The organism is Candidatus Amarolinea aalborgensis, assembly GCF_900491745.1.
GTDB lineage: Bacteria > Chloroflexota > Anaerolineae > SSC4 > Amarolineaceae > Amarolinea > Amarolinea aalborgensis.
Genome location: NZ_UETR01000013.1, coordinates 60,486 through 80,642 on the forward strand (window position 1 = coordinate 60,486; position 20,157 = coordinate 80,642).

At 61.9% G+C, this 20,157-nt stretch carries 14 protein-coding genes; 5 read left to right on the plus strand and 9 right to left on the minus strand.

The genetic code is table 11. The annotated features are described in order from the left end of the window. The first annotated feature begins 161 nt into the window (after positions 1–161). Positions 162–596 carry a DUF433 domain-containing protein gene (locus tag ACPQ6D_RS15940; RefSeq protein WP_423225336.1) on the plus strand — a complete coding sequence of 145 codons (435 nt, stop codon included), beginning with the start codon at positions 162–164 and terminating at the stop codon, positions 594–596. 51 nt (positions 597–647) lie between these two features. Here ACPQ6D_RS15940 and phnC read toward each other — a convergent pair whose 3' ends face one another. From phnC to ACPQ6D_RS15985, 9 genes are all read right to left on the minus strand, one after another. After that, complete coding sequence (gene phnC / locus ACPQ6D_RS15945) at positions 648–1,412, minus strand: phosphonate ABC transporter ATP-binding protein (RefSeq protein ID WP_423225337.1); 765 nt, start codon at positions 1,410–1,412, stop codon at positions 648–650. 105 nt (positions 1,413–1,517) lie between these two features. Continuing rightward, complete coding sequence (locus ACPQ6D_RS15950; RefSeq protein ID WP_423225338.1) at positions 1,518–2,612, minus strand: phosphate/phosphite/phosphonate ABC transporter substrate-binding protein; 1,095 nt, start codon at positions 2,610–2,612, stop codon at positions 1,518–1,520. A 161-nt stretch (positions 2,613–2,773) separates the two neighbouring features. Next, positions 2,774–3,712: an ABC transporter permease gene (locus ACPQ6D_RS15955; protein ID WP_423225339.1), complete on the minus strand. Its 939-nt coding sequence runs from the start codon at positions 3,710–3,712 to the stop codon at positions 2,774–2,776. A gap of 19 nt (positions 3,713–3,731) precedes the next feature. Then, positions 3,732–5,072, minus strand: coding sequence for an ABC transporter permease (locus tag ACPQ6D_RS15960; RefSeq protein ID WP_423225340.1), 1,341 nt, complete (start codon positions 5,070–5,072; stop codon positions 3,732–3,734). A 4-nt stretch (positions 5,073–5,076) separates the two neighbouring features. Continuing rightward, the gene (locus ACPQ6D_RS15965) at positions 5,077–6,615 is read right to left on the minus strand and encodes an ABC transporter ATP-binding protein (RefSeq protein WP_423225341.1); all 1,539 of its coding nucleotides are present in this window, start codon (positions 6,613–6,615) and stop codon (positions 5,077–5,079) included. Positions 6,616–6,753: 138 nt separating this feature from the next. Further along, positions 6,754–8,877 carry a BMP family lipoprotein gene (locus tag ACPQ6D_RS15970; protein WP_423225342.1) on the minus strand — a complete coding sequence of 708 codons (2,124 nt, stop codon included), beginning with the start codon at positions 8,875–8,877 and terminating at the stop codon, positions 6,754–6,756. A gap of 555 nt (positions 8,878–9,432) precedes the next feature. Further along, positions 9,433–14,067 (minus strand): DEAD/DEAH box helicase, encoded by a 4,635-nt coding sequence (locus tag ACPQ6D_RS15975; protein ID WP_423225343.1) that lies wholly within the window; start codon positions 14,065–14,067, stop codon positions 9,433–9,435. Positions 14,068–14,280: 213 nt separating this feature from the next. Further along, positions 14,281–14,610 carry a restriction endonuclease gene (locus ACPQ6D_RS15980; protein ID WP_423225344.1) on the minus strand — a complete coding sequence of 110 codons (330 nt, stop codon included), beginning with the start codon at positions 14,608–14,610 and terminating at the stop codon, positions 14,281–14,283. Positions 14,611–15,160: 550 nt separating this feature from the next. Then, positions 15,161–15,439, minus strand: coding sequence for a hypothetical protein (locus tag ACPQ6D_RS15985; RefSeq protein ID WP_423225345.1), 279 nt, complete (start codon positions 15,437–15,439; stop codon positions 15,161–15,163). Between the two features lie 123 nt (positions 15,440–15,562). Here ACPQ6D_RS15985 and ACPQ6D_RS15990 point away from each other — a divergent pair, with 123 nt between their 5' ends. The 4 genes from ACPQ6D_RS15990 (at position 15,563) to ACPQ6D_RS16005 (ending at position 20,131) form a co-directional block, all read left to right on the plus strand. Next, positions 15,563–16,813 carry a M23 family metallopeptidase gene (locus ACPQ6D_RS15990; RefSeq protein ID WP_423225346.1) on the plus strand — a complete coding sequence of 417 codons (1,251 nt, stop codon included), beginning with the start codon at positions 15,563–15,565 and terminating at the stop codon, positions 16,811–16,813. A 227-nt stretch (positions 16,814–17,040) separates the two neighbouring features. Further along, a complete protein-coding gene (locus ACPQ6D_RS15995) occupies positions 17,041–17,745 on the plus strand; it encodes a hypothetical protein (protein ID WP_423225347.1) in 705 nt (234 codons plus the stop codon). A gap of 290 nt (positions 17,746–18,035) precedes the next feature. Next, a complete protein-coding gene (locus ACPQ6D_RS16000) occupies positions 18,036–18,476 on the plus strand; it encodes a DUF3054 domain-containing protein (protein ID WP_423225348.1) in 441 nt (146 codons plus the stop codon). 152 nt (positions 18,477–18,628) lie between these two features. Next, positions 18,629–20,131, plus strand: coding sequence for a glycosyltransferase (locus tag ACPQ6D_RS16005; RefSeq protein WP_423225349.1), 1,503 nt, complete (start codon positions 18,629–18,631; stop codon positions 20,129–20,131). Positions 20,132–20,157: the final 26 nt, after the last annotated feature.

The window sequence follows — 20,157 nt, forward strand, 5'->3', positions numbered from 1 at the left end:
GCTCGACCACACACTGCTGGCTGTCGTGCTCCATCATTTTGCCAGAAAACAGACGTGTAGGTTGACGCAGGTTTGACACGACTTGATCGCCATCCTATAATGACAAGCGGACATGTTGCTCGATTCCAGTAGTCGAACTCTACAATTCTACAAGGTGGCCTATGGCGCCGGTTACAGTTCTAACGATATCACAACAAATGTACGATCGCTTGTCGCAACATGCACGCGCGGCCCAGCGCGATCTGAATGAATTCGCCGAAACGTTGCTCCGCGCTCAAATTCAGCCTACCGATCATCCCTATGTGGTGCGACAGGAAGGCCAACGCGGCGGGCGTCCCGTCTTACGCGGTAGTAACATCCCGGTCTGGCTGATCGTTGCCATGTGGAAGGCCGGTGATAGCCTCGATGACATAGGGCAAGCCTATCCTCAGCTAGAACCGGCTGCACTTTATGATGCTATTAGTTACTATTTTGATCACCGCCAAGAAATCGAAACAGAGATTCATCAGAATCGCATCACAGAGGTCGTGACAGACACAGGCGCCGTCATGGATCACGATGGCGTTCTCACATTCCCTGAAACCTATGCCCGCTAACGAGATGGTCAATGCTGTGCGTTATCTACCAGAGCTCAGATAGAGCGTCCGTTAATGCTTGGCATCCCCCACGCGTTCCGCTTCCTGGCCGTAGATTTCTTTGAAACGCTGGTCGTCAATATCTTTGGCCTTGCCTTCAAACACCAGCATGCCCTGGTTGAGGGCAATCACACGGTCGGCGTAGCGTTGCACCAGATCTAAAAAATGCAGGCTGCAAATGACCGTGGCGCCATCCTGCTGATTGATCTGTTCCAGGTGCGTCATGATGCTGTGCGCCAGCACGGGGTCGAGGCTGGCAACCGGCTCATCGGCCAGGATCAATTCAGGGTCTTGCATCAACGCGCGCGCAATGCCGACGCGCTGCTGCTGCCCGCCGCTCAACTCGTCGGCGCGCACCGCAGCCTTGTCACGAATCCCCACGCGATCCAGCTTTTGCAATGCCTTTTCCACATCCTCTTTGGGAAAACGATTGATGAGACTGAAGGCAGGGTTGACGTAGCCTAGCCGTCCGGCCAGCACGTTGGTCAGCACGCTAGAGCGATTGACCAGGTTGAAGTGCTGGAAAACCATGCCAATCCGGCGCCGGATGCGGCGTAAGTCTTCGGCCGGCGCCGCCGTGACATCAAGGCCGTTCCAAATGATCTGCCCGCTGGTTGGTTCCACCAGGCGGTTGATGCAGCGCAGGAGCGTGGATTTGCCCGACCCGCTCAGGCCGATAACCACCAGGAATTGGCCGTCCGGGACGGTGAAACTGACGTTGTCCAGGGCGCGGACTTTGCCGTCGTACACCTTCGTGAGGTTGCGTACTTCAAGCACGGTGAGACTCCCCTCGCTACGATTCGTTATGACTACCTACAAAATTGGGCAGAAGGAGAACTCCCTCTGCCCAATGACGCTGCTATAGCAGAACGCCTGTGCAGTCTACTTCTTGCCCAGGTCTTCCAGTTTCAGCCCGCTGGCTTCGACGGCGCCGCGAATCGGGTCATATTCCTTATCCGTGGCGGCTGTCACGCTGGTCCAACCGTAGAACTTGCTGTCGCCGATGGACTTCGCCCAATCCTCAGTCTTGGAGAAGTCCATGATGGCCTGCTCGATCTTAGCGCGCAGTTCCTTGGGGAACTGAGGGCCAAAGCTCAGCGTGTCATTCGGGATTTGCACAGTCAGGGCCAGGATGCGCACCTTGGCCACGACATCCGGAGCCTGCTCACGCACGTTGGTGCGGGCATCGAGCACAGTCCAGCCGCCGCAAACCAGCGCCTTCTTGTCATCGCTGATCTTGCAGTCCTTGATCTTGTCGGCCGGGATGTCAGGATCGTCGCCCCACTTCCATGCTGTTTCGCCTTCGGGCTTGGCCGGCGGGCTGAAGAAGGTGGTGGCAAAGTCGGCCTTGCCGTCATACACGGCCTGCACGGCCTGCGGGTGTCCACCAGCGGCCAGTTTTTCACCGGGCGTGACACCCTCGGTCTTCATCTGGTACAGCGGGTAGAGGTAGCCTGAGGTGGAACCGGCATCGGGATAGGCCCACTTCTTGCCGTTCAGGTCCTTCAGGGTCTTGATGGGGCTGTCGCGCTGCACGATATACTGCGCGGCGTACCAATCGAGGCCGCGGCGCACGGCCTTCATCGAGACGTCCACGCCGCAGCGCTGATTCGCCAGGACATAGCCCAGGCCAGGGATGAAGCCGATGCTGTCCGTGGGTGAGGCGCACATCTCTTCGATGGTGGCGGCGTAGGAAGTGGGTACCGAGACCTTGAACTTCAGGCCGGTCGCCTTTTCCAGCGCAACCGCCATGATGTCACCGCCGGCCACGATCACGTTCGCGTCCACCGACGGAACGAAGTAAACCTTGATGGGGTTGGCTTCGGTGCCAATGTCGACCGGCTTGGGTGCTTCGGTCGCCTTGGGTGCTTCGGTCGCCTTGGGCGCCTGGGTTGGTGTTGCTCCGCCACCGCAGGCGCTCAAGAGCATCGCCCCGATGACTAACACCGAAAACGTAGCAAAGACACGCTTACGCATTTTTCAATCTCCTGTTTGAATATCTCTGCAACTGGCAGTTACCGGAAGGACGACTCTGCATGATGGACATCCCTCGTGGCCGTCATAGTATGAACCTTGATTTTGTCTCGAGCCATTCTCCTTTCTTGTTATGGTCGTGATGCTTGCAGTTCCAGAGGGCATCAGCCTTTTTCATATGGTTTGCCATCGGCGGCTGGGGGAATGGCGCGGCCCACCACGCCCGTGAGCACGATGATCGTCAGGATGTACGGGATCATGCTCATGAACTGGTACGGGATGTTCGGCAGCGACATTGCCAGGTTGATCTGCACCGCCTCGGGCAGGCCGAAGAGTACGGCCGCCGCCAGCGCGCCTAATGGGTTCCACTTGCCGAAGATCATCGCTGCCAGGCCGATGAAACCCTTGCCGTTGGTCATCAGCATATCGAAGTGCCCCACCTGTTCTAGGGCGAACCATACACCGGCCAATCCGGCCACTAACCCACTGAGGAAGATACTGATGTAGCGCACTTTGAAGACGTTGATGCCCATGGTATCAGCCGCCTTGGGGTGCTCGCCCACCGCGCGCACCCGCAGGCCCCAGGGTGTGTGGAACAGTACGTAGTAGATCACAAACGTGAGGAGCAACATCGTGTAGACGATCGGCCGGTTCTTGAAGAAGACGTCACCGAGTATAGGGATATCCTTCAGAAGCGGGATGTCGATCGCTTGCAGCGTGCTGGGCGATGGACGCGACAGGGTGGGCGTCGCCAGGAACCGCTTGTAAAAGAAGCCGGTTAGCCCCATGGCAAAGATATTGATCGCCGTGCCGCTGATGATCTGATCCGTCTTGAAGCTGATGCTGAGCGCCCCGTGCACCAGCGCCAGCAGGCCGGCCGCGAGCACGCCCGCGACCACGCCAACCCAGATGTTGCCGGAGTAGAGCATCGCCAGGTCGCCGACCATGGCTGCCATCAGCATCATGCCCTCGATGGCAATGTTGACGACGCCGGCCCGTTCAGCGAGGATGCCGGAATAGGCCGCCAATGCAATGGGTGTAGCCGTGCGCAGTGCTGATGCCAGGATGCTCGGGGCAAGGCTCAGGAGAGTAGACCAGTCCATTGTACAATCCTCCTTCGGGCTACTTGCCCCAACCGCTGGTGACGGTCACGCTTTTCTCGCCCCGTGGGGCGCGGATGCGGTAGATGAAGCGGATAACAGCCGGCGCCGCGACGAACATCAGGATCAGCGCCTGGACCACGGAGATCATTTGCTTGGAGACGCCGGAGCGCAACTCCATGAGATCGGCGCCGTTACGCAAAGCGCCGAAGAACAGCGCCGAAAGGATCGACCCGAGTGGATGGTTGTTCGCCAGCAAGGCGATGGCGATGCTGTCGAAGCCGTAGCCCGCCGAGAAGAAGGACTTCAGCACGCGATCCAGGCCGATGATCTCAATGGTGCCGGCCAAACCGGCCAGCGCGCCGCTGATGGCCATGGCCAGCACCACGTTGCGGGTGATGTTAATCCCGGCATAACTGGCTGCATCACGATTTGCGCCCACCGTTCGGATCTCAAAGCCGAAAGTGGTCTTGTAGAGCAACCACCACATGAACACCGACATCGCGAGCGCGATGATGAACCCAATGTGGAGGCGGCTCCCCTTGTCCACGAACGCGCCGCCGAACGCGGCGAGATTACCCAGCAGCAGCCACATGCCCACCGCCGAGACGACGCCGACACCGGCCACAATCCACGGGTTGGTTTTGCGGAATCGCCCGCCGAAGCCGTAGCGCAACACCAGGCGCAGCAGCAGATAGAGGCCGATGCCGATGATCAGAGCGGTGGCGATCCGGGCCAGGGGACTGGCCATCAGCGCAGGCAGTTCGTTGAAGCGCGGCAATTCGGCCGACGGCCGGATCGGGCGGCTCTGCGGAATGCTGGCCCTGGGATCGCGCATCGGGCCTTTGAGACCCACCAGGTAATCGGCCAGGTTGAATGCCACGTAGTTCATCATCATCGTCGTGATGACCTCGTGGGCGCCGAAACGCACTTTCAGGAAACCTGGGATTCCAGCCCAGATTGCGCCTCCCAACATGCCGGCGAGGATGGTCAAGGGCAAGTGGATATACAACGGCAGCCCGGGCACATTGATGGCAACCCACACCGCCGCGATCTGGCCGATGTAATACTGGCCTTCTACGCCGATGTTAAACAAGCCGCACTTAAAGCCAAAACCGACACCTAGGGCCAGCAGGAGATAGGGAGTGGTCGCCACCAGCGTCTCGCCGAAGGCGCGCGGCTTCAATAGGGCGCCGTCCAGCAGCCCTTTGTAGGCCACGAGTGGGTTGGACCCAGACGCCCACATCGCAAGGGCGCCGAGCAGGAGAGCCGTAAGGATGGCAAGCAGGGGTACACCCAACCGGTAGAGCAATGCCTGTGTCCTGCTAGATTCTCGTTCTCGTACTTCTGCAGTTGCTGTCATCGTCTCACCTCTGCTCATGCACGCCGGCCATCAGCAGGCCGACCCGCTCGCGCGTGGCTTCCTGGATCGGTAGGATGTCGAGGATTTCGCCCTTATACATCACCGCCACCCGGTCGGACAGCGCCAGGACCTCGTCCAACTCGGCCGACACCAGCAGAACGGCGCAGCCGGCATCCCGCGACTCGATGATACGGTGGTGGATGAACTCGATGGAGCCGACGTCGAGGCCACGGGTTGGTTGGGCCGCCACCAGCAGCTTCACAGGGCGGTTCAACTCGCGAGCGACGATTACTTTCTGTTGGTTGCCGCCCGAGAGAGTCTGCACGAGCGTATCAGGGCTTGGGGTGCGGATGTCAAACTCGGCAATGAGCTTGGTGGCGTTGCGAGCGATAAACTCTTCCTCAATGATTCCGCTCTTCGAGAAGGGGGCATGATAGTAGCTGATCAAGGCCAGGTTATCACGCACGGAATAGGTGAGCACCAAGCCGTGTTTTTGGCGGTCTTCCGGCACGTGGGCGGTACCATGCTCGAAGATCTGGCGCGGCGAATGATTAACTTGGTCATCCTCTCCGAGGTGGATGTGGCCTGACTCAGCCTTACGCAGACCGGTGATGGCCTCTACCAGTTCGGTTTGGCCGTTGCCCTGCACACCCGCAATGCCCAGCACCTCGCCGGTGTGCACTTCGAATGATACCCCGCGCACCGCTTGCGTTTTGCGGTCATCGAGCACCGACAGTTGTTCCACCTTCAGAACGGGCGCGCCGGGCTTCGCCTCGCCCTTCTCGACCTCGAGAATCACCTCACGGCCCACCATCATGGCTGCCAATTGGGATTCGGTCGTCTTAGCCGGCGTGGTGCTGCCTACAACGCGGCCAGCGCGCATCACCGTGATCCGGTCGGCGATGGCCAGTACTTCTTTGAGTTTGTGCGTGATAAAGATGATCGAAACACCCTGATCCACCAGCGACCGCATGATCTTGAACATATCCTGCGCCTCTTGCGGCGTCAACACGGCGGTCGGCTCATCCAGGATCAGGATATGGGCGTCCCGATAGAGGACTTTAATGATCTCAACCCGTTGCTGAACACCGACGGGCAGCATTTGGACAGAGGCGGAGGGATCCACAGTCAACCCGTAACGCGTTGAGAGCGCCCGAATCCGCTCTTCAACGGCAGAGATGTTGAGGTGGCTTAACGGACCCAACCAGGCCGTACGTCGAGTCGCTTCCTCAGCGCCCAACATGACGTTTTCGGCGACCGTCATCACCGGCACGAGCATGAAGTGCTGGTGCACCATGCCAATGCCGTGTTGGATCGCGTCCGTGGAGTCTCCCATGGCAATCGGTTGGTCATTTACCAGGATGTCACCCTCGTCGGCCTTGTATAGCCCGTAGAGGATGTTCATCAAGGTCGTTTTGCCGGCGCCGTTTTCCCCCAGCAGGGCGTGAATCTCGCCCTTTTCAAGCTGGAAGTTGACCTTGTCGTTGGCGAGAACGCCAGGAAAACGCTTGGTGATGTTGCGTGCCTCAAGTGCTAAGGGCATAATCGCCTCCTTAGGAAGCTGGAAGCTAGCAAAGGGGGCGAACCGGTTGTGTAACGGACCAGTTCGCCCCCGGGGCTTTTTCAGGCTTTAGCGCGAATCGGATAGAGGAACCGCTCCGCCCCTAGGCCTGTCGCGCTGTTACGGCTGGTAGCCGGTCTTGAGGGCGCCGGACTTGAGGCCGTCGGTCGCGGCGGTCACCTTGTCCTTGCAATCCTGCGAGATCTTGCTCTCCCAGTCGTGGTATGGCGCCAGACCTACGCCGCCGTTCTTGATATTGGCTGTCTCCATGCCCGCCTTGAGCTGGCTGCCGACCAATTCCTTGATGGCGCCGTAAACCGCCACGTCAACGTTCTTGGCCGCACTGGTGATCAGGATGTCCTTGACATCGGCAAAGGTCAGGTACTGATCCACATCCACACCGATGCCCATCGCACCCTTTTCCTTCGCCGCGGTCAGGCCACCGTTGCCAGTGTTGCCACCCACGCCGAAGATCACGTCCGCCTTCTGCGCAATCATGGCCAAGCCGACTTCCTTGCCCTTGGCCGGATCAACGAACGAGGGGATGTACTGGTTCAGGGCCTTGATGTCAGCCTTGACGCTCTTGGCGCCGGTCTGGTAGCCGACGACAAACCGCACCACCGGCGGGATTTCCATGCCCGCCACCGAGCCGATCACGCCCGTCTTGCTCATGCACGCCGCCAGCACGCCCGCCAGGTAGCCAACCTCATCCTCCTGGAACATCAGGCTGGTCACGTTGGTCAACCCACCGTCAGCGTAGCAGTCCTTCACCGTGTCCGGGCAGGTCGCCGAGTCCTTGGTCGGGAAGAAGGCATTATCAATGATCGCGAACTTGATGTTCGGATATTCCTTTGCCTTCTTTGCCGTCGCATCGCCCATCAAGAACCCGACCGTCACGATCATGTCGTACCCTTCGGTCGCAAACGCATCGATGTTCTTTTCGTAGTCTGTCGTTTGCTTGGACTCGATGAAATTCGCCTCAACCCCCAGATCAGCCACGGCCTTCTGCACGCCGGCCCACGCCGACTGGTTGAATGACTTGTCGTTCACACCACCCGTGTCTGTCACCAGACCAATCTTCAATGCCTTCGCCGGAGCCGCAGCAGCCTCGCCGTAGCCGGTCTTGAGGGCGCCGGACTTGAGGCCGTCGGTCGCGGCGGTCACCTTGTCCTTGCAATCCTGCGAGATCTTGCTCTCCCAGTCGTGGTATGGCGCCAGACCTACGCCGCCGTTCTTGATATTGGCTGTCTCCATGCCCGCCTTGAGCTGGCTGCCGACCAATTCCTTGATGGCGCCGTAAACCGCCACGTCAACGTTCTTGGCCGCACTGGTGATCAGGATGTCCTTGACATCGGCAAAGGTCAGGTACTGATCCACATCCACACCGATGCCCATCGCACCCTTTTCCTTCGCCGCGGTCAGGCCACCGTTGCCAGTGTTGCCACCCACGCCGAAGATCACGTCCGCCTTCTGCGCAATCATGGCCAAGCCGACTTCCTTGCCCTTGGCCGGATCAACGAACGAGGGGATGTACTGGTTCAGGGCCTTGATGTCAGCCTTGACGCTCTTGGCGCCGGTCTGGTAGCCGACGACAAACCGCACCACCGGCGGGATTTCCATGCCCGCCACCGAGCCGATCACGCCCGTCTTGCTCATGCACGCCGCCAGCACGCCCGCCAGGTAGCCAACCTCATCCTCCTGGAACATCAGGCTGGTCACGTTGGTCAACCCACCGTCAGCGTAGCAGTCCTTCACCGTGTCCGGGCAGGTCGCCGAGTCCTTGGTCGGGAAGAAGGCATTATCAATGATCGCGAACTTGATGTTCGGATATTCCTTTGCCTTCTTTGCCGTCGCATCGCCCATCAAGAACCCGACCGTCACGATCATGTCGTACCCTTCGGTCGCAAACGCATCGATGTTCTTTTCGTAGTCTGTCGTTTGCTTGGACTCGATGAAATTCGCCTCAACCCCCAGATCAGCCACGGCTTTCTGCACGCCGGCCCACGCCGACTGGTTGAATGACTTGTCGTTCACACCACCCGTGTCTGTCACCAGACCAATCTTCAATGCCTTCGCCGGAGCCGCGGTGGGCGCCACGGATTGGGTCGGTTGCTCGACCTTCGCAGGCGTTGGCGTGGGCGGAACGGCCGTCGGTGTGGGTGCTGGGGTAGCCCCCCCGCACGCACTAATGATCATGCTCAACAGAACGAGCACGCTTAGAACGGTGAAAAATTTGGTACGCATATTGAATGTCTCCTCCTTTGGATACAATTGAGCGAAGCAAATAGATGAGTAACGGGGTGTACTGCTTGGCAGAGGCTGCCGTGTGCTTGCGAGGAATGTCCAAGCCCGCCAGGGGCGACCCTGCCATTATAACCGGGAACCCACCTCCTTTCGAATGCAGAACTCCCCGGCGTCGGGATTGCACCGAAGCGAGCCGGAGCATAATGGTTCAGTCGTCTTGCGATCAGCACCTGCCAAGGACACCTCTGACAGGTTGCGGGCACTAACTTGGTGATGTAAGTCCATTCTTTAATCACTTGTCTTACCACTGAAATTATACCCCACCTGAGACACCGCCGCAAATCCTATCTGCAACGCGCCGAAGGGGCGCCTTTCACACGAGTGCCTTGCGCGTGAGGGTCTTTTACAAAGAGCCAGAAGATCTCACGCCAAGCCGCAAAGCTCGCAAAGGTTTTTCTTCTTGGCGCTCTGTGCGCCTTGGCGTGAACCATTCGGTTCTGGCTCGTCCAGTTAATGCCCCAACACCACATTGTCGTGCAGGCGACGCGCGTCCGATCAACGACCGGCCCACCATTCCATGCCCGCGGGCAGACGCTGGAATCCAAGCGCCTGCAGGATGACCTGCCCCGCGCTGCCCAGGATCGGCGCGCCATTCCAGGCGTTCACCTGCACCCGGCGCAGGGCAAAGGGCCGGGTCAGGTACGCGCTAACCGCGCGGCGTACCTGGTCCGGGGTGGCGTCTGCGGCCGTGCGCAGGCGTTCGCCGTTGTCCTCAGCCACAAGCACGGGTTGCCCGCGGCTGAGCACCAGGTGAGTTGATGGCAACTGCGCCACCCGCCACGCCTCATCGCCTGTTTCGCCGCTCCACACATTGGCCGGATCGCTGGCGTTGATGACGATCAAGGCGTCATCGTCAGGCGCGGTCGCGGCTGCGCGCAATTGTTCGACTGCCTCTGGCTGCGCATATTGGATGCCCGATAAGCCGCTGACGAAGTAGCCGCGGCGCACCTCGCCGCGCAGCTCCAGTCGCTGCAGGACGGGGTAGATGAGCGACCAGGCGCCCGCGTCCAGCCGCTCACGCAGGATGACGCCCTCGCGCGCCAACATGACGCGCGCAAGGCGGTCGGCGCGGGCTTCATCGGTCAGCGGCGGGCCGAGGAGCGCGGCGCGCTGGGCGATGACCCAGCGCCCCGGCCAGGCCGTGGCATCTTCGCTGCGCTGCAAGCGCTGCCCTACCTGCTGCCGCGCCCGCTGCAGGGTCGCGCGAGCGGGACGCTGCCCCGGCGCCACAGGCCGCGGGCCGCGACGTGCGGCCAATTCCGCTTCCAGCGCGCTGACCGGCGGCGCTGCTGGAGGCGGCTGATTAGTGTGCAGCAGCGTTTGCAGCGCGGCCAGGGTGTCATTCGTCGCCAGGCCGGCCAACGCCAGCTCAATCAGAGCAGCGTGCACGGCCGCAGCGGCCAGGCCCAGCCCGCTTTGGATGTCGGCCAGGAAGGAGGCGCCTTCTTGCTTCAAGAAGGTGTAAACGGCTGCGCTCGCTTCCTTCATGGGTGGGTTGCCTGCATCGGCCAGGAAAAGCCGCCCCTCGCCGCGCGCCAGGAAGCGCGCGCGTGCGCGCCGCGCCTCTTGCCCGGCCAGCAACCAGGCCCACTCCCCAGCCTGGCAGAGGCGGTCCAGATCCACCGGGTCAAAATCGGCCACACGCGCGGGCAGGAGGTCGCGCGTCCAGGCTACGGCCGGCGCTTCGCATCCCTGCAACTGCTGCATGATCGTGCGCAGGCCGGCCGCGCCAGCCAGCCGCGCCGTGGGGTGAACGTGCTGCCAGCGCAGAAGGAAGTCGCTGTACGCGGCCAGGGGCACGGGCTGCACTTCGCGGCGCAGCAGGGTCAACGTGCGCCGGTGCATCGAGGCCAGGTTGCGGCGGTCGAGCAACTGCAAGTCTCCAGATCCGCCCTCTTCAGCGTCTGGCGCGCGGAAATTCGCCTGCACGACGTCGCGGCTGGCGACCAGGCGCGCGAGCTCGTCATCCAGCCAGGCTGCGGCAAAGGCGTAGCGGGCCAGGATGTCGGCGCGGCTGACAGGGCCGCTGTGACGCAGAAAGCGGCGCAAGATGGTGGACGCGCCGGGAAAGCCAGCCGCCTCTCCTGCGCTGCCTGGCTGCGCGGGCGCAGTTGGGTATTCGGCCGCCAGTTCCTGCGGAATCCAGCGCGGCTCTGACCCGTGCGCGGTGGGCACGTTGATCTCCACGATGCGGCCCTGGCCGGCCAACTGCGCCAGCCAGGCCGCGGCATCCCCGGTGGCGCGGGCCAACGCCTCGACCGTGGTCAGGTCGCCCACCTCGTGCAGATAGACCGCCAGTTCTTCGGCTGTGCGCGCCTGAAAGCCGGGCGCGGTGTGCTGCGCCTGCGCGGTGACCGCGGCGATGGCTTGGGGCTTGAGCAGGCGCGCGATCTCGCTGCTTTGCAGGAGGTCATCGAGCAAATCGCTGCGCCAGGCCAACGCCTGCAACTGGCGCTCGGCTTTGGGCGCGTCCCATTCGTACATGTAAACGCTGATGAAGTTGAAGAGCAGGCTGGCGGCGACGGGCGAAGGCGCGACGGATTCGACGGCGACGACTTCGATGCGGCCGTCCTCGATTGCGGTCAGCACTTCGGCCAGGTGCGGCATGTCGAAGACATCTTGCAGGCACTCGCGGTAGGTCTCGATGACGATGGGGAAGTCGGACAGTTGGCGCGTGGCGGCGAGGAGGTCGCGGGCTTTGAGGCGCTGCAGCCAGAAGGGGGTGCGCTTGCGTCCCTGCGCTTTGGGCAGCAGCATGGCGCGCGCCGCGTTCATACGGAAATGCGCGCCAAAGACGGCCGAATCAGGCAGTTCGGCGACGATGCGGCGCTGGGCCTCGGCCGCGCGCATGCGCACGATGTCCACGGGGATGCTCTGGGTGGTCGAGGGAAAGCGGAAGAGGATGCCGTCGTCATTGGCCTGCACCTCCACGCCAAAGCGCAGCCGTTCGCGCAGGGCGCTGCTCAGGGCCAGCGCCCACGCGCCGTTGATGCGTCCGCCGAAGGGCGCCTGGATGACCATGCGCTGGTCGCCGATGGCGTCGGTAAAGGTTTCGACTACTACGGTGCGATCGCTGGCGATGACGCCGGCGTTCTCCAGTTGGCGACGCACGCCGTCGAGCAGTTGGCGCGCGGAGTTGGCATCCAGGCGAAATTCCTGGCGCAGCCACTGCTCGCTGGCCGCGGCCTGCGCGCTGTCGGCGGCCAGGCGCTCTGCGATGGCGCGGCGCAGTTGGCCGATGCGCAGCCCCAACTCGTAGGGCCGCCAGGGGTAATCTCCGCGCCAGAAGGGCATGCGGGGCAGCGCGCCGGCGGCCTCGCCCACGACGATGCGATCATCCTCGATGCCCAGCACGCGCCAGGTCTGGCTGCCGAGCAGGAAGGCATCGCCGGGCCGCGTCTCGAAGACGAACTCCTCGTCTAGCTCGCCGATGCGGGTCTTGCCATCGGCCAGGTAGACGCTGAACGCGCCACGATCGGAGATCGTGCCGGCGTTGGACACCGCCAGCAGCCGGGCGCCGGGCAGGGCCAGCAGGCGCTGATTGATCCGATCCCAGGCGATGCGGGCGCGCAGGACGGTCAGCCCGTCGCGCTGCGCGAAGCCGCCGGAGAGCATGTCGAGCACGGCCTCGAACGCGCGGCGGGTCAACTGCGCAAACGGATACGCGCGGCGCACCAGGGCCAGCAGCGCGTTGACATCCCAGTCGTCCTGCGCCACGAGGGCGACGATCTGCTGCGCCAGCACATCCAGCGGATTGGACGGGGTGTGCGTCGGCTCTACGTCGCCATCCAACATGCCGCGCACGACGGCCGCGGCCTCGATGATGTCTTCGCGAAAGGTGGCGTAGATGCGCCCTTTGCTGGTTTGGCCGACCAGGTGGCCGGCGCGGCCCACGCGCTGCAAGGCCTGGCTGACGCTCTTGGGCGACTGTAACTGCACTACCAGGTCCACGGCGCCGATGTCAATGCCCAGTTCCAGGGAGCTGGTGCCGACCAACGCGGGCAGGCGGCCGGCTTTGAGCGCCTCTTCCATCTCACGGCGCGCTTCTTTGGACATGCTGCCGTGGTGCGCGCGGATGGGGCCTTGCGCGCCGATGGCGAAGATGCCGCGGCCGCGCATCACGCCGCCGGGCGCGAGGGCTTCGGAGCTGCCGGGCGGGATTTCTTCGGCCATCTCGGCTTCGATCTGCGCGTTGAGGCGGTCGGCGGTGCGCTCGGCCAGGCGGCGGTTGTTGCAGAAGATGAGGGTGCTGCGGTGGCGCAGAATGTCCTGCAGCACCTGGGGAATGACCGACGGCCAGATGGAATCGCCGGGCATGGCGCGAAACTCGGCGACCGGGGTGATGACCGCCAGGTCGAGGGCTTTGCGATAGCCGGTGTCAATGACGGTGACGGGCCGCGGCGTGTAGCTGTGCGCGGGCGCGGTTGGGTCTGCGGTTTCCACCTGGCCGCCCAGGAAACGCGCCGCCTCGTCGAGCGGCTTGATCGTCGCGGAGAGGCCGATGCGCTGGATGGGATGGCCGGCCAGGTGCTGCAGCCGTTCCAGGCTGAGGGCCAGGTGGGCGCCGCGTTTGTTGCCGCAGAGGGTGTGGATTTCGTCTACGATCAGCGTGCGCACTGTGCGCAAGATGTCGCGGGCGCGTGGGCTGGTTAGCAGCAGGTAGAGCGATTCGGGCGTGGTAATCAGAATGGACGGCGGTCGTTTGACGATCAGGGCGCGGGCCTGGGTGGAGGTGTCGCCGGTGCGCACGGCGACGCGGATGTCGGGCCAGGGTGCGCCCAGGCGCTGCGCTGCGGCGCGGATGCCGGTCAGGGGTGCGTGCAGGTTGCGCTCGATGTCGTTGTTCAGGGCTTTGAGCGGCGAGATGTAGAGCAGTTGCACGCCGTCGGGCAGGCGCGGGCGGCTGATCTCGTCGCCGGCGGCCGGCGGCGCCAGGCTGGTTCCAATCTGGTTGATGCCCCACAGGAACGCAGCCAGCGTCTTGCCCGAACCGGTGGGGGCCAGGATCAGGGTATGGTCGCCGCGTTGGATGACCGGCCAGGCGGCCGCCTGCGGCGAGGTGGGCGCAGGGAAGGTCTCACGAAACCAGGTGCGAACCGGCAGGGCAAAGGGGGCAAACAAATCGGACATGACACCACTCCGCGCGAGGAAATGATAGCCGAGGGATCGGAGGTAGTCAGTTCGACCAAATTATAGAGGCGAGCGGATTGGCTGTCAAGACCATTCCGCAGCGCGCAGCGCGGGATGGAGCCTTTCAACCGGTAAAGGGGTCTTCATCGCCCCAAGTCGGCCCGCCGACAGAGATCAAACCAAGATGGAGCGGTGTGGCCTTTGGGCGTCGAATTAGCTGATCAGCTTCGTCAGCGCCGCCAGACCCTCGGCATTGCTGATCAGGACGCCCTTTTCTGCGGCGAAGGTCAGAGCGTCGGGTGTGAAGCCAGCCTGCGAGACACACCAGGCACGCGCGTTCAGGTCGGCGGCTGCCGCCAGCAGTTGCTCGAGCTCACGGCGACCGACCCGCTTCTGCCGCCACTTGACTTCGACCGCCCATCGTTCGCCGTTTTCGGCCAGCGCGTCGATCTCGGTCTGACCGTCCGGCGACCGGTACGGCTCGATGCGTGTGAAGGCCGGCATGGGGATCGGGCCGGTCTGGCCCAGGTAGGCGCCGGGCACGGTTCGTCCGGCCAGCTTGCGCAGTAACTCCCAACAACGCAATGTGGTGCGGCCAGCCGTCCTCCAGATCCGCGGCCGCCTGGGCCAGGATGTTCAGCTCGTAGACACAATCGGTGAACACTTCCAGGGAAGGGCTTGCTCGCCAGTCGCTCACGATATGCTCCTTTTGGTCAATCACCCGATAGGGTGATTAACCAAATCACAACACAGATGTGCCTGGTAGACAAAATCAGAACCATCTGCGCAGGCCCGCTTTTGCTTGATCTAGCGTAAGACCGATCAGGCTAAAGCGCGATTTGCCAGAGAAGGAGTGCACGGTGAGAATGTTCTACGCTTTCAACAACGGTGCAAGATCAGTGGCTCCGACAGATTTTCGGCCTTGGTGGTTGTGCTGCTCACTATCACTATGATTCCAGATCCACAAGGCTGAGCCGCAAGGTCCCGTTGTGAGACGAGGCCGAGAACAGCGCATTCAGAGCAACTTTGGAGTCTAGCAGACTCTGGATGTCTGCCTGGTCACGGCTACGGATGTGCGCCACGGTCTTCTCTCCTACGCGTACTTCAATTGACGCAGGGTCGGTGCCGGCATTCTGCACCAGGTCGGCAGCGCATGACCCGCTTCCAGGCGCCCAAGCAGTTCCCGGACTTGCCCCAATATCTGTCCTACCAGCCAGTTCTCCCGCAGGCGTAGCGTTGGCCCGCTCAGGTCGTAGCGCGCAGCCGGCGCCTGTTGCAAGTGCCGCCAACCACTTTGCGTCACCGCCTGCTCCACCTGGGGTTCGGTCACGGCCAGCCCTTGCTGGCGCAAGCAGTGGCACGCCCGTTCCACGCCCCACAATCATGCTCCCCACTGTCGCAGCCACCTAGATTTGACATGCCCCCCCCCCCCTTGTGATACGATATGTGCGCGCCGTCGGAGAATCCGACGAGTATCGTAGTTCGGAGGCTCGATATGTATCACAGACGGTTTCGTGGCATCGCACTGATCCTGGTCTTTCTGGTGCTGCTCAAGGCGGCGAGTGTGACATTTGCCGCAGAGGGGGGGCCGGGAACCAATCTCCCCGATCCCACGTCTGTTGATTCGAGTATCATCGATGCCACGCAGTGGAAGACCTACACCGATGCGCGCTTTGACTTCACAATCCACTATCCTGCCGATTGGGTCGTCCAACCGAGAACCGATAGGCCTGATGTAATCAGCGAAGCCCTGATCTTTTCCAACGGGACCCCGAATGAAACCGGTACACAATATCATCAAATTGTGATCGGGCAATACCTTTATGAGATCGAGACCGAAGCCAGTCTTACGGAGTGGACGGATCGCTACCCCACACAGTTCTCAACAGACAAGATCAAGACGTCTGCGAAAAAGAACTTGAAGGTCAGCGCATCTGACGCGTTCTATGTGCGTGGCACATCACCACTCACTGAATACCAGTATACCAACATCCGTCAGGGGAACTTAGTGTGGTTTGTGTGGGCCAACTTCGGCGATTCAGCGACACTGCATGAGGCCATGATTTATGGTCATATGGTGTCGTCGCTGAAGTTTGGCGGTAAAGCGCCCCGTGCGCTGCGCGAGATTTACGGCGAGAAATTCCAGCCCGGCACGCTCCCTCCGCCAGAACAGCAGGAACCTGGTGCGGCCAGCGGGAGCAGCGTCTCCAAAGTGCCTGGAATGGCGTTAATGGTCTTTCGTCCTTTAGCGCTTGGAACGAACTGGTGGTCACCGGTACTCAAATTGAACGGCAGTCCGCGCTCCGCCAGGTGCGATAAGCTTGTTCATTCCCTGCATCAGGGGGAATACGACGCTCTCGATATCCCGATGACCGTTGGTTCAGGGGTTTACGCTGCCGCGGCTGGCACGGTGGCGATCTCTGGCTGGGACAACTCTGGCTTCGGTTTTCTTGTCAAGCTCATCCGGTCTGATAACTTAAGCTCCTACTATGCCCACCTATCCGCGATAAGCGGGCTAGCATATGTGGGGGCTGGGATCGTTCTCGGAGCTTATGTTGGCAACTCAGGCAACACCGGTACCACGACTGGGCCTCACTTGCATTTTCATGTTCAGATAGGCCAGTACGTTGACAGCCCATCAACTCCCGTTGATCTGACTGGGATGGTGGGTTTCGTGCCCAACGGCTATTATCCCAGCGCCAACCTGAACTCCAACGGCGTAGTCTGTGGCACGATGGGTCGGTGAGGGGTCAAACGAGGCACCCTCGATACTAAGGAATGAGAATTATGTAAGTGTTCGCTTTGGTGCTGTCTATATGCTCAGAATTCGCCCGGAACTGGAGAGTTAGAAAATTCTCATTCCCAAGCGTGTGCTGAACACCCATTTTCACCACAGAGGCGCGGCGAGTGCCGAGAATGGCATTGGAAATATTCGGCACGCTCCTGCAACCTTTCTTTGGTAGGAGACTGACGATGCGCATACCGCTCAAAGCTGCAATAAGCCTGCTGGCGATCGTTCTGTTGGCGGCGTGTACTGGGACTCCATCTGGTACCGTGCCGCACGAGACCGCGACGCATACGGTGTCAACCGCAACCCAGTCTGCGCCGACCGCACCGGTCGCAACTGGCGCAACACTGGCCGCAGTATCCACGCGCAAGCCAGCCCTCGGGTGCGCGTCCGGTGACGTAACACTCAAAGTGTATTTCGATCCGGTCGCTCAATACTGCCTGTTGTACCCGGCCCGTTTCACGGTTGGTGATGTCCAGCCGGGTTACCATGTGGCTTTTTACGGGCCGCCTACAGCCGACTCGCCGGGCGGCGCACTCTCGCTGATGGAGCCAGGCTTGGCGCTGGGACGCACGGTGACGCAAGTAGTGGATGAGTTCCTAAAGTCAGCGGGCCAGTCATCGCCGCCAATCGTCCGTGAGGCCACCACCATTGGCGGAGAACCCGCTGAGATGGTTAAGAACGTGTTCGGTGAAGCAGGGTTGGTGTGGGAAGTTTTTGTAGTTCACGCCGATCATATCTATCGCTTCACGCTGTATCCGATGGAGGATGTCCTCGTCGCCACGCGACCCGATATTGATGCAATCTGGCAGGCTGTCCAAAGGTCATTCACCTTTCTGGAGGCAGCGCCGCCCCGCGCTGCCCCAATAGAAGCAACCCCTGCCCGCTGAGGCGTTCTCCCTGCCCACCGAGATCACCGCACCCAATCAACCTGGTCGCTACGAACTCGTGATCCTGGGCGAGCCCTTGTACATGAGCCAACCTCCTGGTCCCCAACGGGTTATGCGCGCGGAACTGCTGCGCCAGCCTGCACCGGTTTGAATTTTGACCGCCCGTGTGGTAACATCACAGGGAACATTCGGCGGCGCTTTCTACACCGATGCGATAGATCGGGCAGGGAACATGGCAGCCATGGGAGACATGGCAGCGCCATCCACGCCGCTTGAGGATAGGAGATCGTGTGAAACAGGCTTCTGTCAAACAAAAAGCAAAGTCAACGCCAACCACCGCCGCGCCGGTGGGGCGCAAGTTGGTCGTCCTGGTTGTGGTGGATGTGCTTGTTTTCTTGCTCTTTGCCACCGTGGGGCGCGCCAGTCACGCGGAATCGCTGCCCCTGTTGGGTATCGCACAGACGGCCGCGCCCTTCTTGCTCGCCTGGTTGGCGGTGGCCCCAGTGCTGGGCGCGTATCGGCCCGCGCTGTTGACGCAACCGCTGCCCATGGCTGCACAGTCGCTGATTGCCTGGATTGCGGCCTGCGTGCTAGGCCTCTTCATCCGCTCGGCCTGGCTGCAGCGGGAGATCATTCTCACCTTTGCCCTGGTCACGTTCGGGGTCGTGGCAGTTCTACTCGTCGGGTGGCGTACGCTGTTTGCCTGGTGGAACCGGTCGCGCCTCGTGTAACGTCCACAGGGGCATCGCGCACCGAGTGATGTCTGCCATCTGAATCGAAAAATTGCATCCGGGTGCGACGCATGACTTGTGCGTCGCACTTATTCTTGTTCGAGGTTCGATTAACTTACATCATGACTGTTTTTCTTGTTCGCGGACTCACGGTGTTGTACACGGTTGCCGTGGCGTGGCTTTTGCTCTACAGCGTACAGGCGCTGTTCTTCAGCCTGGTTTTTTGGCGCCGTGCGCAGGTGCAGCCGGCCCCCGCGGCCCCGCCTTCGTGGCCGATGGTCACGGTGCAGCTCCCGATTTTCAATGAATTGCATGTTGGTCGCCGACTGCTGGCGGCCGTCGCCGCGCTGAACTATCCACGCCAGGCGCTGCATATCCAGGTGCTTGACGACTCGACTGACGAAACGACCGTCCTGCTGAAGGCTGAGGTGCGGCGCTTACAGGCGCGTGGGTTTCAAGTGACGTATCTGCACCGCGACGACCGTCGCGGCTACAAGGCTGGCGCGCTGGCGGCCGGCCTGGCGCAGACCGGGGCTCATTTCGTCGCGATCTTCGACGCCGATTTTGTGCCGCCGCCCGATTTTCTCAAACGGGCGCTGCCTCACTTGCTGGCTGATCCCAACGCCGGCTTCGTGCAGGCGCGCTGGGCGCACCTGAATGCCACCTATTCAGGCCTCACGGGCGCGCAGGCGTTGGCGCTGGACGGTCACTTCGTCATTGAGCAAACCGCACGGCAGCAGCTGGGCGCGTTCATCAGCTTCAACGGCACGGCCGGCATCTGGCGGCGCGCCTGCATCGAGGCCGCCGGCGGTTGGCAGGCCGACACCCTGTGTGAAGACTTGGACCTGAGCTACCGCGCCCAACTGCTCGGCTGGCGCGGCATCTATCGGCCTGAGATTGGCGTGCCCGCGGAACTGCCTCCGCAGCTGCTGGCCTTCAAGCGCCAGCAGTTTCGCTGGGCCAAAGGCTCCGTGCAGACCCTGCGCAAGTTGTGGAAGCGGGTCGCATGGGGTTCGAGACCATCCACCCCACACGGGCAGCCGACACGGTCGCCCTTGAGGACACGGATTTTGGGCCTGCTCCATTTGAGCGGCTACGCGGTGCATCCACTGCTGGTGCTGGTGCTGCTCTTGTCCCTGCCGATGCTGTGGTTAGGCCCAGCGACGCAGCCATCGGTGGGGCTGTTTGGATGGGCCAGCCTGGGGCCGCCGCTGCTCTTTGCCCTTGCGCAGCGCCATCTCTACGCCGATCAGCCGGGCGGGTGGTTACGCCGCTTCGCCTATTTCCCCGGCCTCATGCTGTTGGGCATCGGCCTCGCGCTCAATGGTACGCAGGCGGTCATCGAAGGGCTGATCGGTCGCGGGGGCGCATTCCGCCGCACCCCCAAATTCCATGTCAAGCAGCAGGCCGATGCCTGGGCAAACAGCCCGTACGCGCTGGGTCTCGACTGGACGACCGCCGGCGAGATCGTGTTAGCCCTGTACGCGCTGACAGCGGTGGTTGTGGCTGTTTGGCGTCACAGCCTGGGCGCGGCGCCCTTCCTGGCCTTGTACGCGTTGGCGTTTGGCAGCACCGCGGCCGTCGGCCTCTGGCAGGCCGGACGCGTCCACATGCGACCCAGGCATCCACTCGTTCCGCCGCGCCTGGCGCGTTAGACGCGCCAGGCGCGTTAGACGCGCCT